13 protein-coding genes and 3 pseudogenes are annotated in these 13,379 nt (G+C 33.7%); all 16 read right to left on the minus strand.

Annotation, left to right across the window (positions count from 1 at the left end; all coding sequences use genetic code 11):
• A pseudogene (locus FOT98_RS13120) lies at positions 1–184 on the minus strand (HNH endonuclease); the annotation flags it as partial.
• A gap of 186 nt (positions 185–370) precedes the next feature.
• Positions 371–910, minus strand: a pseudogene (locus tag FOT98_RS13125) (T6SS immunity protein Tdi1 domain-containing protein).
• A 284-nt stretch (positions 911–1,194) separates the two neighbouring features.
• Positions 1,195–1,512, minus strand: a complete 318-nt coding sequence (locus FOT98_RS13130; RefSeq protein WP_000268336.1) for a DUF6572 domain-containing protein — start codon at positions 1,510–1,512, stop codon at positions 1,195–1,197.
• Between the two features lie 13 nt (positions 1,513–1,525).
• Entirely contained in the window at positions 1,526–2,146 is a 621-nt protein-coding gene (locus FOT98_RS13135) for a hypothetical protein (RefSeq protein WP_063261451.1), read from the minus strand.
• Between the two features lie 133 nt (positions 2,147–2,279).
• The gene (locus FOT98_RS13140) at positions 2,280–2,543 is read right to left on the minus strand and encodes a hypothetical protein (RefSeq protein WP_063261452.1); all 264 of its coding nucleotides are present in this window, start codon (positions 2,541–2,543) and stop codon (positions 2,280–2,282) included.
• A gap of 272 nt (positions 2,544–2,815) precedes the next feature.
• On the minus strand, positions 2,816–3,304 hold the full coding sequence (locus tag FOT98_RS13145) for an SMI1/KNR4 family protein (RefSeq protein ID WP_063261453.1): 489 nt from the start codon (positions 3,302–3,304) through the stop codon (positions 2,816–2,818).
• Positions 3,301–4,074, minus strand: a pseudogene (locus FOT98_RS13150) (HNH endonuclease). Before FOT98_RS13150 ends, FOT98_RS13145 begins: the two are co-directional and overlap by 4 nt.
• 658 nt (positions 4,075–4,732) lie before the next feature.
• Positions 4,733–5,188: a hypothetical protein gene (locus FOT98_RS13160; protein WP_063261454.1), complete on the minus strand. Its 456-nt coding sequence runs from the start codon at positions 5,186–5,188 to the stop codon at positions 4,733–4,735.
• A gap of 16 nt (positions 5,189–5,204) precedes the next feature.
• Positions 5,205–6,179 carry a hypothetical protein gene (locus tag FOT98_RS13165; RefSeq protein ID WP_000609923.1) on the minus strand — a complete coding sequence of 325 codons (975 nt, stop codon included), beginning with the start codon at positions 6,177–6,179 and terminating at the stop codon, positions 5,205–5,207.
• A gap of 17 nt (positions 6,180–6,196) precedes the next feature.
• Positions 6,197–6,844 carry a hypothetical protein gene (locus FOT98_RS13170; protein ID WP_063261455.1) on the minus strand — a complete coding sequence of 216 codons (648 nt, stop codon included), beginning with the start codon at positions 6,842–6,844 and terminating at the stop codon, positions 6,197–6,199.
• Between the two features lie 56 nt (positions 6,845–6,900).
• Positions 6,901–8,136 carry an IS110 family RNA-guided transposase gene (locus tag FOT98_RS13175; protein WP_063261456.1) on the minus strand — a complete coding sequence of 412 codons (1,236 nt, stop codon included), beginning with the start codon at positions 8,134–8,136 and terminating at the stop codon, positions 6,901–6,903.
• A gap of 156 nt (positions 8,137–8,292) precedes the next feature.
• Positions 8,293–9,078, minus strand: coding sequence for a recombinase family protein (locus FOT98_RS13180; RefSeq protein ID WP_063261457.1), 786 nt, complete (start codon positions 9,076–9,078; stop codon positions 8,293–8,295).
• 584 nt (positions 9,079–9,662) lie between these two features.
• Positions 9,663–10,148 carry an antitoxin YezG family protein gene (locus FOT98_RS13190; protein ID WP_000410099.1) on the minus strand — a complete coding sequence of 162 codons (486 nt, stop codon included), beginning with the start codon at positions 10,146–10,148 and terminating at the stop codon, positions 9,663–9,665.
• A 2-nt stretch (positions 10,149–10,150) separates the two neighbouring features.
• The gene (locus FOT98_RS13195) at positions 10,151–10,846 is read right to left on the minus strand and encodes a DNA/RNA non-specific endonuclease (protein WP_063261458.1); all 696 of its coding nucleotides are present in this window, start codon (positions 10,844–10,846) and stop codon (positions 10,151–10,153) included.
• 246 nt (positions 10,847–11,092) lie between these two features.
• Positions 11,093–11,578: a hypothetical protein gene (locus FOT98_RS13200; RefSeq protein WP_063261459.1), complete on the minus strand. Its 486-nt coding sequence runs from the start codon at positions 11,576–11,578 to the stop codon at positions 11,093–11,095.
• Positions 11,578–13,365 (minus strand): AHH domain-containing protein, encoded by a 1,788-nt coding sequence (locus FOT98_RS13205; protein WP_063261460.1) that lies wholly within the window; start codon positions 13,363–13,365, stop codon positions 11,578–11,580. The genes FOT98_RS13200 and FOT98_RS13205 overlap by 1 nt, the downstream gene beginning before the upstream one ends.
• Positions 13,366–13,379: the final 14 nt, after the last annotated feature.

The raw sequence follows: 13,379 nt of genomic DNA on the forward strand, positions 1-13,379 counted from the left end.
CCCCACCACTCTCCAAATTCGAGATCCTACTCTGAATACTCGCCTTTGAGGCATCATGGGCTTCTTGGAATTTCCCGCTATAGTTCGTTCCAGATCTAACGACACTTCCATCTGGCAGTATTTCTACACCTTTAAAGATTTGGGATACGGAGTCCACACCTTTTGCTAATGTATTTTCAATTATATAATACTAGCAATTTATGTTAGCCTTAATTCATAAAAAATTACTTTTTATAAATTCAACTCAAGTTTCTCGTTACCACATTTCTATATTATCTCAATCGTATCTTTTAAAGCTTCATTTACATTAATAGCCTTTTAAATAAAAAAACTGAAAGAGGATTTATCCACCTTCCAGTTTCTTCGTTCATTATTCTATCGGCCCCATAAATTGAGTAATTAAATAAACATGCTCGATAAGTTTGATTTTTTGTAAGTTTTCTACTTTTTCTGGTCCACCTAGTTCAAGTAAAGGTGTGTAACCAAAACATTCATCTATTTCAAGCTTTCCGTATTTATTTAATGCCTGCTGATAATACTTCCAATCCAATACTTTCTCTAAAAAATAATCATCTTTCGTATTTTTAAAGAAAAACTTGAATTTTCCAACTACTACATCTACCGTACCTTTTCGATACTTAAGTAATAATAAATAGTTATTTTCCCACACAAGAATATCTCCCATACCTGTTGTAAAAATTGGGATAGCTTCTTCCTAACGGATATAACTTTCCTTTAATATATCTAAATATTTTTCTGGGTTTATTGCTCTTAAGTATCCATTTAACATACTCCCAAACCCATAGCATTTCCATAAATCTATTATTTGATCTGGAACTTTCCCTGTATACTTTTCAATAACCTCTGTTGATGGTTTTTTGAAAGATATAAAATCATTTATATTTTCCATAGTATCACCCGTACCCTTAGTTAAAACAAAAAGCGGTAACTGGGTTACCAATTACCGCTTACTCTTCCTTACTTACTTACAAGTATTCTCTCAATTAAAGTCAAATACTTCTTCAACATCATTTTTCATTAACTTTTATAATTATACATCAAGCCCATCTGTTACTTTCCCTTCACTTACTCAAAGCTAGGTAAAATAGTTTATTAAATTTACAATTCTACAAAACTTTTCCTTGTTTCAAAGATCTAACAAAATAAATTAGAACGTAAACAAGTCATAAAAAATTATTCTCCTGGTAAGTGAATATTGATGAATATGTCAGTATCATTTAATTGACTGGAAACTACGTTCAGAAATTTCATTCCATTTTCCGAAACACTATGTTGAAAATTTATATCAATTATTTTTTTCTCAAAGTTGTCTCCATAATCTTTAAAATACTGCTTATCTTCAATATACACTAAGTAATTATTAATTTTTTCTTGTAGTACGTCTAGATGCATGTCTTCATATTCCCAATCTAGATAGTCTATTATTAACAACTTTAGATTTTTACCTTCTACTCCAATTGCATCTATCTGATCCACATCTATAACTGCCATATTTTCTCCTATCCTATATATGTCTATTGCAATAATCTACAATGTACTCATATATATTTTTTTCTTCATTAATAAATCTTCCATATTGGTGTTTTTCTATTAGATTTTTTGCAATACTTTTAGCTTCTTTATACTTTCCTGTATTTATTAATAATAACATATCAACAAGGTTATAATCATAAAGTTGATTTTTATCCGAAGATTTCGAGAAAGAAAGGAAATCTTCAAAATCTTCAAAAGACTCTACAGTCTGCTCCAAATATTCATAGCATTTACCTATTAATTCATTAGCAACATCTCCTAGACTTTCTACATCACCATATTTTACATCATTGTAAAAAGCCTCAAATCCGTCAACTTTGTATGCTCCGTTTGCTCGTAATCCAATAGGTTCATTACTATTAGATTCCATATTAAAAACTTCCCAAAAAATATCATCTGTTATATATGGCTTCACATACCCTCTAATTCTAACAATATCATTTTCCACACCAGTCGCACCAATATGCATATATATAAAATATTGTCCTATTTTCTTATAATAAATTCCACCTCTTGATTTTAGTTTATATTTTTTCAATTTTTTTATCGAGGCACTAATCCTCTTATCTAAATCTTTTCTTTTAAGTTTCATATTATATCACTCCCTTATGTTGGGTCTAACGATTTTAACAGCAGTCCCAGGCGGAATCTCGACTCCATTAATAAATATTCCCTTCTCCTACAATAACTCCTCCACTTTCTTAAAATCGTTTATTATTTCTATTTCAAAATCTCTTCCTTGATTTCGCCCACTTATCCGAAGCTTCTTTCCAATCTAATCGGTCACGAACATTTTTACCTGATTTAGTATTTCTATTTACATAGTTTTGATACTTTGATTCTAATACATCATCAAAAAATTTCCCACTTGAATCAAGTCCAGCGACCTTATTACCAGTATTATCTACTTTTTTACTAGCAGGTGAAGCCTCTACACCCTTTATCTCATCATCTATAATCTTATTACTTGCTGTATGATGCTTATTCACCCAGCTTCGTTTAGACGTTATTAAACCTTAATCGTCACTTTCAAAACTTTTCGATTTGACTTTCATATCATCTATGCTTTTTGCTATTTTTTTCAATCTTATCCCCTTATGAATTCTGGATTTCTCCATACTTAGCAAATTTGCAATAGTATAGGTAGTAGTTTGTTGAACCCCTCTGTTAAATAACCATTCTTTTCTAAAATAAAAAGGGGTATCTCATAAGCAAGTGAAACTCACCACTTATAAGATAGCCCTTTAATTTTAACACTCTATTAATCATGTAATTTACTTAAGAACTCTGTGAACGTATTAGCAACATAAAATACATTTTCTCTTGCGATTTTCTCTGCTTCTTCTGCCGTAATCCCTTCACTTTCCATCAGCGCTTCCTTTTCCCATGCATCTTCATGTTCCCAAAAAACAACAATTGGATTTTCTTCATGATTTTTATAATCAAAGCAAATTAAATTTCCTGCTGGGTCAATTCCAAAAGGAATTACATCTCTAGGTAAGGTAGCACGGTAGTTATTATAATCTCTTACAATATAATCACTACTCTCCTCATCAAAAGAAAGTAATGCACCAAAAACTCTTTCTATTCCTTCAACATCAAAACAATATGGTATTACATTAGCCCCATGATTTACCTTTGCACACTCGATATAATCTTTTGGAAACTCAACTCCCAGTGATTGACCTATTTTCTCCACAAATTCTTCCGTAACCGAATCATCCGCATACTTCCATTCTAAATTCTTCATCTAATTCCGCCTCCCCCTAATCTATTTCCACCTAAATGATTCACACTATGAACTTCTTTTATTACTAATTGCATTTTCCCCGGTATTTGATGATGATGCCATATTAATCCATCTATTCTAGGCAAACCATCATTTATTTGAGCTAACTGCTTTTTAGTGAATAATTCTTTTGAGATTTCGCCTTTCTCAATTGCTTATTTTACCAATTTAGTACATTCCCTAAATTGATCTGTATCTTTCATAACATAGAAATCTTTCTCTAACTTTAAAGAAAACTTAACATCATCCCCTTTAAATATTGGGAATCCTAAAATATCAAAATCTACTCCTTTTTTCACATGTGTTCCTCCTGCTAAAGGCTTATTTAATATATTATTTTTCGTTTTAGTATTCAAATATGTTTCTGTTAGTTTTATAACTTCTTTAAACTCTTCAACACTATCATACCCAAATTCTTTGATAGTAGTATCATCTACTTGTTTTAAGAAATCTTCAACACTATCATATCCCTTAGGCACAATTGATCTATTAATCAAATTTCCGTCTTTATCGTAATTATTTTTAATTACTTCGTCAATTTCAGATCTATGAACAGGATTACCCGTATCCTTAACCCCACCACTCTCCAAATTCGAAGTTCTACTCTGAATACTCGCCTTTGAGGCATCATGGGCTTCTTGGAATTTCCCGCCATAGTTCGTTCCAGTTCTAGCGACACTTCCATCTGGCAGTATTTCTACACCTTTAACGAATGGGGTTACGGAGTCCACACCTTTTGCTAATGTACTTTCAATTATATAATACTAGTAATTTTTGTTAGCCTGAATTCATAAAAAATAATTTCTAAAAATCTATAGCATGTCTATCTATTAAAAAGGCACTCGTTGCCTTTCGTAGACAATCAAGTGCTTTAAATTCATCTGTTTTAAGTAGCATTAAATTTGTAAATTTTGTAGTAACAGTATTATGACACCTTTTTATATGGTAACAAGTAATACATTAATACTTACGAGTTCATTATTATTGTGTCCTTTCCATGTCTTTTCAATAAAATATCATCTCGCCTAATTCTCACGCTTTTCTTTCTAATACAGTTGTAAAAATAAAAAATTCAATAGCCACTACGTTCTCCTAACGTTGCCATTGAATTCCTTTACTAAGCATGTACCTTTGTCAGCGTCCAAGTAACCAATAAAATAGGCACATTTCTCAATTTATTTTTCTATTATCAACCCTCCCAAATCCAAAACATTTTTATTATTTCGAATTCAGGAGGTGAAAAGTTTAAATGCATTTGTAGTAACACATGGTGTTATTAAAATTGCACGTGGCCAAAAATAGCACATTCTAGATGGTTATGCAATCTTGATATTAACTTATAAGAAAATCTTGATCGGATTCAAGGGTGAAGGCATACAATCCTTAGGTCTATCTATAATATTTGATACACCTTTCTTGAAAAGGAATTCTATCATCAAGCAACACCTCTTCTTGCAGGATTTTTGTTATATTCTCTATTTTCCCAATGAATAATGCGTAAAAGTCGCCCGAATTTGGATATAAAAACAGACCATATCCCTTTGGTGACAGTATTTTGTTGGCCATCTTGATCTTATCGGGTAAAAATTCATAATTAAATGCTTCTAATCTCTCAAGTTCTTCTTGTGTTGCTAATTCAATTTGGTGGGCAAATTCGTAATCAAGAATAAAATTGACAATTTCTTGGTATTGCTCACCTTTATAGTCAACGTATAAAAACTGTTTCGTTGTCAATCCATATTTTAATAGGTCTTCATGTAAGTCATAACCTCCTTGTTCCTTCAAAAATGTTTCCAAACCCTTGCTATCAGGAAATATAATCTGCGCTATCCCTTGATCAGGCATCTTAGCTTCCTCCCTTTTATTGAAATAATTCTCCATGCTTGTTAGGAATATATTCTGGGTAGTTTTTACGATAAAATTGATCGATCATCTGAAGCACGGGATCCCACTCAGGATATGGCTCACGTTCTCTAAATACCATTTTTGCTTCTGGAGTATTCATCAGAAAATTATCGAATTGAGTAGGTACTGGCAACCCTAGTTGTTTCCTTACATGGATCAAGAATAAGATTTCAAAAGGATAAAATCCGTATCCGAAATCGCCAAATTCACCTAGCTGTCCGATTTCAGAAGCTAATGCAGAATGATACTGTGACATTATCGAAATTAGATGTTCTATTTCTTCTAAATCACCAGTCGACCAACGTTCCAGCACTTCATCATAAATATTCAGGTCTTCAGGGATTGAGCCGCATCGCAGTTCAGCTTCCTTAAACTTATTTTTCACAGCTAGATGCAATTTTTTATTCGTTCCCATGATGGTTTTATTTCTATACTGCAAGTACAGCTCTAGCAAAAACCAAATATGTCTATCCTCTTCATTGGCATCTATTAAATGTTCACCGAAGTGATGAGTCATAAAATCATATAATATATTTTCTTCTTTCTCCCATCCATACATTGCAAAATGAACTAATGTGAGGACGACTTCTCTAAACGTATATCCCAAGATCATTCCTGGATACCTGCTTGTATAGAGATCCTGTCCCATGCACTGGTAAAATAAAACCTTCTGCATGTTCTTTAATCCTTCTGCATTGTTTCCACCGCTGATCAATACATCGTTTTTCCATAATGACAAGTGATATGAGGAAATTTTGCTTAGATTTATTAATAGTATGTGATCTTTCTCTGTTTCATTTTGCTCAACGATTTTCTCAATCTTTCTTCTACTGACATTATATTTATCTTTCACATCTTCAAATTTGATTCCATCCACAAAATTTTTGCTATATTTTTTAAAAGCCATTTCTAACTTTTTTTGGTTTATCATTGTATCCTCCCTATGAATTAATCTATTTCCTTCCATTCCTTTACCTGTAACTCATCAACGCCGAATCCAATATCAGTGATCTTGATATCTGTTTCAACTCTAATAAAATCGAATTTTAGACCAGGATTCTCCTCCATCAGTTCCTCTAAGTTATCTTTAAAACTGTCATACCTAGGATCTTTGCTGTTAACCATGCCTTGGAAATACTTATCTCCGCCCTTTTTCTGTTTATTCGAGTAACTAAAACTAGCGGAATCTGATGCCTTTGATTCAATAATAGTTAACTTTGGCGGCGGCCCTTTCGATAGGAATGCTGCATCTATACCATTTCTCCCCACTTGGAACAGATCGGAAACATCTTTACCTAAATCACTGTCTCTAGCTACGATTTTTGTCACTTCTTCCCCAAAATCACCTTTATCATGAGAAAAATATTTAGAATTATCGATTTTTCTTTCATACTCCTTTGCAACCTTCAAGTCATAATGATCACTAATAACATCTTTCGTATCCAACTTGTTGGCCAATTTATTTTTTTCTCGCGTTAATCTTTTGACTTCTTTGTCATTTCCCTCTATTTTCAATCTATTTATTTCTTTATCTAACTCTTTAATTTCTTTTGAGATATTGTCTGAAATGTTACTGCCATAACCAACTTTACCCATACCCTATGTTGTAATCTTAAACCCTCACAACAAAAAAACAAACCATGTAAACCTTATTAAACTACTTCTTTTTCTTCCACTACCGGCAACTCATAAGCTATTTTATATTTCATCATGCCATATACAATGTTTACAAGCCTTCTCATAATACATACCAATGCTTGACCTTTTGTTTTTCCCTCTTTAAGTTTCTTTTGATAATATGCATGAAACACTGGGTTTCTGGGTAACTTACTTCCTTTTGCTACTTGCACTTGCTGTACAGCTAAATTATAAAATAAAGCGTGTAGCGCCCTGTTTCCTTGTTTGCTTTTGTGTGTCTTACCTTTCCCACCAGAACCAAAGTAAACAGGCGCAATCCCCGCGAATCGTGCTAATTTGTTGGCATTTGGAAATCGCCTTACATCCCCAATTTCTGCAATTAATGCTGATGCCGTTACAAGTTCTATTCCCGGCATCGTCTCTAATTGATAATCTAGTAGATTTACTAGCTGTTTTAATTCTCTTTCGATGTATTTCATTTCCTTCTTTTTAAACTCAATCTCCCGTACAATACTTCTTACTAAAAAGTTTCGCATTTCTTGATACTCTTTCATTGTTTGTCCATCTTCTTTCACAAGCCTTAATATTTCACTTGCTTTCCTTACTGAACATGTATTGTTACTAACATCTAATAAAAAAGCTGTTAATCGCTTTATATTCACCCCCTCTAAACAAGAGGGTGACGGATATTGCTCCCAAAATGCTAATGCTGTTTTTCCATCTAACTCTGAGAAAAACTTTTTATAACTTGGATAATGGTGGTTTAATTGAATATGTAATTGGTTCTTTAACGCACTTTGTGCTTTTACTAATGCATTCCTTCTTGACACTAGTTGTTGTATCGACCAAAATAAATCGTTTGGCTTTGCATCTGGTAATTGATTTAACTTATTTATTAGTATACGGGCTACGCATTCCGCATCCCAACTATCATTTTTTTGTATCATCACTTGGCTCTTTCGTTCTAAAAATGATAAAGCTGGATTTACTTCTTTCACTACTTGTTCATGATCTACTAAATATTTCGCTAATGCTCTTCCATAACCGCCAACATCCTCTAAACCAAATACAACTGATAAACCATCACTCACATATGTCTCTACTTCTAATAAAAACTTCGAAAATGCAGATGGTTTATTCTCAAATTGTATTTCTCCTAATTTCTCTTGCCAACAATTAATAATAACAGCCGAATGATGCTCCTTATGTAAATCTACTCCTACATACAAATAGTTCTGTCTATTATGCATAACTCATCCCTCTATTCAATGATTTAGTCATATACAAAAATGTCGGCAACCTTAGTTCGAGCGTTCATCTTCCGATGCGCATAGGTACGCAAGCCTATCCATTTTTCATAACTCTAGTAGTATGTATAGTAAAATGAGCTAATTTTTTAAGTGAGTTTATAAAATAATTGCTGGATGTTTCCCATTTGTTTGTATTTGTCCGTATGTATATACCCCTCGATAAAAGTTCTCTCGGTCTAACATGCGTTTCACTTGTACTTTCGTAAACCGTTTCCCTTTCTCTGTACAATAGCCTTCCATATTCAGTCTTTCTGCCAATTGAGTAAGTGACCAATGCTTAAAAAAGTGTCGTAGCTCAAATAGTCTACGTACAACGATTGCTTTATTAGTATCCACTTCTAACACTTTTTGTCCTTTATTTGCTCTGTAACCAAACATCACACCGCCACCTGCATATCCACCTTGTTCTGCTTTTTTCTTTCTGCCTCTACTTAGCTTTAATGCAATCTCAAGACGTTGATATTGATCTAATAGCTCTAACATACCATTTACTAAAAAGTCATTTGGGTCATGCGTGTATATACTATAATTTGGTTGTTCAATTGCTTTCACATCTACCTTGTGTTTCTTTAGCTCTCGTTGTATTAACACTTTTGCCATATCAGAGCGCCATAACCGAGATGTATTTAGTACAATAACTTTGCTCACTTGATGATATGCCATATCCGACAATAGCTCTTGTAGACCTTCACGTTCAACTGTTAATCCATCTTCATCTACTGTCGCTCCGCTGATTCCTTTATCTTCGTATATGTGAAGCAGTTGTAGTTTATTTTCGATGCAGTACCGTTCAATTTCTTCTACTTGATACGTTAGGCTATACCCTTCACGCACTTGTCCTTCCGTTGAAACTCGTACATAACCAACTACTTTCTCTCCCATATTGAGCCCCTTCCCGTTACAGCAATTAAAGTCCCTGTAACGTTTACCCGTTTTTTGCGGATAACGTATGCATAACGTCCATCCGTTAAAACGTACTTTACGATGACTTCAAAAAATAATACAACCCTTTATTTTTATACTTGTTTTTCCTCTACTATCGTCATACCCTGTACACAGCCATTACAATCCATAAAAATTTAACACTTAGCGCACTTATAAAATTATAGTGCTCTTTTAAATTTTTACGTTAAAACACAAAAAAGCACTTGTTGCCTTTAATTGACAATCAAGTGCTTTAAGTTCATCTGTTTTTAAGTAGCTGTAAATTTGTAAGTTTTATAGTAACAGTATGACACCTTTTATATGTCGTGACAACTACTACGTTAAAACTTACGAGTTTGTACGAGTTCATTAAATTCATGTCCATTCCATGTGTTTATATTCGTCACCCAATAAAATGTCATCTCGCCTAAGCTCGTACTTCGTTTTCTATTCTATCATTGCACACAGTACTCTATGATGGTACAACCATCATGGAGTATGTATTTTCAAACAGCCTATTATTTTTTCTGTCTTTTATTTAGTTAAATGGGATTATTCGGAAATTCACTATAATACTTATCGATTAACGCTTTATAATTTTCATCATTTGGTACTTCGCCTAAGTATTTATTTTTCCAAATAATCATTTGGTCACTAAAACTATATTCCGTATCAAACCAATTTGTATAATCATAATGTAACTTAAATTTCCCACTACTCTCTAGGGACATTGTAAAAGAATACCAAAGTTCTTGCTCATTATCTTTAAAAACCTTTCTAAGTTCCTTACTCAATTTATATAAAACATCTTCTTTTCTCTCAAATTCATCTTCATCAATTTGATATTTAAAAGGAATTTCTACACTATATTTATATTGCTTATTTTCAAGTGTATTATAAAAAAAGTAAGTTCCTCCCCCATTTTCTGATATTTGAGCATAAAAATAAAATTTATTCCAATCTTCTGGAATCATTTCATTAACTGTTTCAGCTATCTCTCTATATAATCTATTCATTTCCTTTTCCATACTCAACCTCCTGCTCTATTTTCAATGGTTTTCTTAAATATTCCTTTACCTTCAATTTCATAAACTACTTTATATGAATCTGGTCTTAATGAAGTCCCAACAAAAACTGGCTTAATTTTTACAGATACTTTTTTTGGTGGAATCTCTTTCAGAGCGTTTGCCCACTCAGTCTCCATCTTGTACCACTCTCCACCAGAGCGATTAATTTGCCTATTCTGAGCAAGCAAATTATCAATATCTCCCGAACCACGAAACTGAGTTCCTATCAAGTGTCCACCATCATCATCAACCAATCTATCTTCTCGACCTGCTGCCACTTGCATTCCCGGGTTTCGCGTTCCTTTTTGAAGTATTAACTCTTCCGCATTTACATCTACTATTCTACCAAGTTCATCTGTTGTATATTTATAATTCTCCTCAGTAATATAACGTACGTTTGGTGCAAGTTCTTTCCTTCCATTCTTCCCTTTAATGATGTGTTCCCCAAAATTTTCTCCTGTTATTTCAGTTATCTCACTATTCTTACCCGTACCCTTAACCCCACCACTCTCCAAATTCGAGATCCTACTCTGAATACTCGCCTTTGAGGCATCATGAGCTTCTTTTACGCTTTCACTGAAGTTCGTTCCACCGTATCTACGTACGCTTCCATCAAGTAATACTTCTTCACCTCTAATGAAGGCGGTTGTTTCGTCCACACCTTTTGCTACTGTATTTTCAATTATATAATACTGGTAATTTTCGTTAGCTTTAATTCATAAAAATAATTTCTTTAAATTTATAGCATACCTTTCAATAAAAAAGCACTCATTGCCTGTAGTCGACAATCAAGTGCTTTAAGTTCAAGTGTTTTCTAGGTTTATAAGTCGTTAGTCACTTTAGGTTTATACGTGCAATCATTTGATAATTACAGCATGGTACCCTGCATGTCTTGGCAAATTTCATTAATCTAATTTAAACGCAACAATTTTTCCTTCTGGATAATCACCATTCCAACCGCAAGGAAAAGCACCGAGTTGATATATCTCAAACAATTCTTCAAAAAAGGAACTACTCTTTCCGTTTATCGCTCTATTGATGGCACAATTAGTAAGGTCAGCTACAACATCGTTATAAAATAAACTATATTTAAATGAGCTTTTTCTCACATTATCAGCGATAATCTCTAATAATTCTTCCAATCCTTTAGGCTTTTCATTTTCTGGCATTGCGTAATAAATACCCCAAACTTCACTCATTTCCAATTCTCTGATATCTTTCCAATTATACTCATCCTCGCCAAAAATCTCATCATAAGCTAAATGCTCTGCTTTTTTTATATCATTAATAATAACAATCTCATTGGAAATATTATTAGTAAGTTCGCTCTGGAAATTTTTCGAGAACTGAATTACCTCTTCAACTAAATTATTAAATACACCATAGTTCATTACTTATTATACCACCTTTCCCAAAGGTCAACTGTTGCCCCTCCTCCTCTTTTCCATACAGGGGTCGCAACCTCTTTGTCCATTCTTTCTATTTTGTATTGTTCCAATCCAATTTCTTTAATCCTTTTAAGTTCTTTTTCAAGATAATTACTCTTCATGTATAGTGGTAATCCCTTTGCTTGAAGTAGTCTTAACTTTTGTTGCAATTCAAAAACTTGTTTTTCTATTATAGATATATCTTGCCTAATATCTATTTCATCCAATTTTCCCCTCACAAAATTACTATAAACTGCGTGATATCCTTTATGTCTAGAAGTTACACTAACATCAGCATCTGGAACTCGAAGAAAAAATCCATTTGAGGCATCGTCCATGTCCATACCTATTTTTTGTAATACAGGATGACGTCTAAATTCCTTAGGAATAATATGTTGCGCTTCATAAGGAGTTCGTTTTGTAGTTTTAGGCAAACCCATTTCATCAAACATATTTTTCCCCAGTTTTGTAGAACTTCCTCCTGTCACCTTTCCGGGAGTACCGGGAATAAGCCTATTAACTTCACCCGTACCCTTAACCCCACCACTCTCCAAATTCGAGATCCTACTCTGAATACTCGCCTTTGAGGCATCATGGGCTTCTTGGAATTTCCCGCTATAGTTCGTTCCAGATCTAACGACACTTCCATCTGGCTTTATTTCTACACCTTTTGCGAATGGGGTTACGGAGTCCACACCTTTTGCTACTAGACCTTTAATGAAGTAGTCCGCATCATTAATCTTATCTACGGTTTTCCAGCCTTGTATTTTTAAATTTTTTAATAGATTATTTTCCTTAAGCGATTGTACCACATTTTTACCCAAATTTGGATTAAAACCAGGCATTCCTTCTTTGTATTTTAATAATTTCGCTAAATCAGCCAATTCACTCGTGTCTTTGAATGCTTTTACTCCTTTTCCTACTGCTCCAACAACTGGGATTGCGTCTAATCCGCCAAAAATGATGTTTCCTACCCGCTCTTCTTGGCTCAATTTCCGGTGTGTTCCCCAGTCTTCTCCGTCGATACCACTTTTGATTTGTACAGCGCCGTATACAACTGCGGCAGCGGTTCCGAGTGGCGGGCAAAGGATTGTTGTGATGATGATTCCTAGGCCTATTCCTATGTCTCGCACCATTTCTAGTTTTTTCTGTTCATCTTCTATCGATTTGTATTCAAATCCTCGTGTGGATGGGACTACTTTCTTGTATTCTTCATAATTTAGTTTTGCATCTGGGTTTTGTTTTTTTAGTTCTTTGTACTCCGCTCTCAGTACGTTATCAAATGCAGGTGAATCTCTAAAAATATCTTCTACTGTTATTTTATCTTTTTTTGTTTTTATTGTTTGTGGTACACTTCCGTACCCTGCGTGCGCATCTGGTAATACTGTCGTTGTTGTGGAGCCAATTCGGTTATTTGTTTCGAAACTGAGAATAGATGTATCTCTCATTTTTTGAGCGAATTTATCCATTTCTACTAAAAAAGGTTTATCTATATGTTCAGAGACCAATCGCCCTGCTTCTCCGCAATATCTTTGTAATGTCGAATAGCTATCAAGTAATTCCCCGATTTTTTGCGATTGATCTTTTGGGTTAAAATGTATACTGCCATCTGAGTCTAAATCTCGTATTCTTCCATCAATTTTTTTCAATAATTCATTTGCGCGCTGTAATTTTATGAGTGCATCTTTTGTAATTCGATTCATACCATCCCCCATGTTTTGCCATGGTTCAGGTCTATATTTCACATCCATTTCGTTTTCATCCC

Origin of the sequence: Bacillus sp. HY001 (genome assembly GCF_007558965.1) — a bacterium.
Classification (GTDB): Bacteria; Bacillota; Bacilli; order Bacillales; family Bacillaceae_G; genus Bacillus_A; species Bacillus_A mobilis.

What these genes read in the sequence shown, in the direction of transcription:
- FOT98_RS13130 (WP_000268336.1), bottom strand. Translation starts at nt 1,512, where the DNA reads ATGGCAGTTATAGATGTGGATCAGATAGATGCAATTGGAGTAGAAGGT.
- FOT98_RS13135 (WP_063261451.1), bottom strand. Translation starts at nt 2,146, where the DNA reads ATGAAACTTAAAAGAAAAGATTTAGATAAGAGGATTAGTGCCTCGATA.
- FOT98_RS13145 (WP_063261453.1), bottom strand. Translation starts at nt 3,304, where the DNA reads ATGAAGAATTTAGAATGGAAGTATGCGGATGATTCGGTTACGGAAGAA.
- FOT98_RS13160 (WP_063261454.1), bottom strand. Translation starts at nt 5,188, where the DNA reads ATGCCTGATCAAGGGATAGCGCAGATTATATTTCCTGATAGCAAGGGT.
- FOT98_RS13165 (WP_000609923.1), bottom strand. Translation starts at nt 6,179, where the DNA reads ATGATAAACCAAAAAAAGTTAGAAATGGCTTTTAAAAAATATAGCAAA.
- FOT98_RS13170 (WP_063261455.1), bottom strand. Translation starts at nt 6,844, where the DNA reads ATGGGTAAAGTTGGTTATGGCAGTAACATTTCAGACAATATCTCAAAA.
- FOT98_RS13175 (WP_063261456.1), bottom strand. Translation starts at nt 8,136, where the DNA reads ATGCATAATAGACAGAACTATTTGTATGTAGGAGTAGATTTACATAAG.
- FOT98_RS13180 (WP_063261457.1), bottom strand. Translation starts at nt 9,078, where the DNA reads ATGGGAGAGAAAGTAGTTGGTTATGTACGAGTTTCAACGGAAGGACAA.
- FOT98_RS13190 (WP_000410099.1), bottom strand. Translation starts at nt 10,148, where the DNA reads ATGGAAAAGGAAATGAATAGATTATATAGAGAGATAGCTGAAACAGTT.
- FOT98_RS13200 (WP_063261459.1), bottom strand. Translation starts at nt 11,578, where the DNA reads ATGAACTATGGTGTATTTAATAATTTAGTTGAAGAGGTAATTCAGTTC.
- FOT98_RS13205 (WP_063261460.1), bottom strand. Translation starts at nt 13,365, where the DNA reads ATGGATGTGAAATATAGACCTGAACCATGGCAAAACATGGGGGATGGT.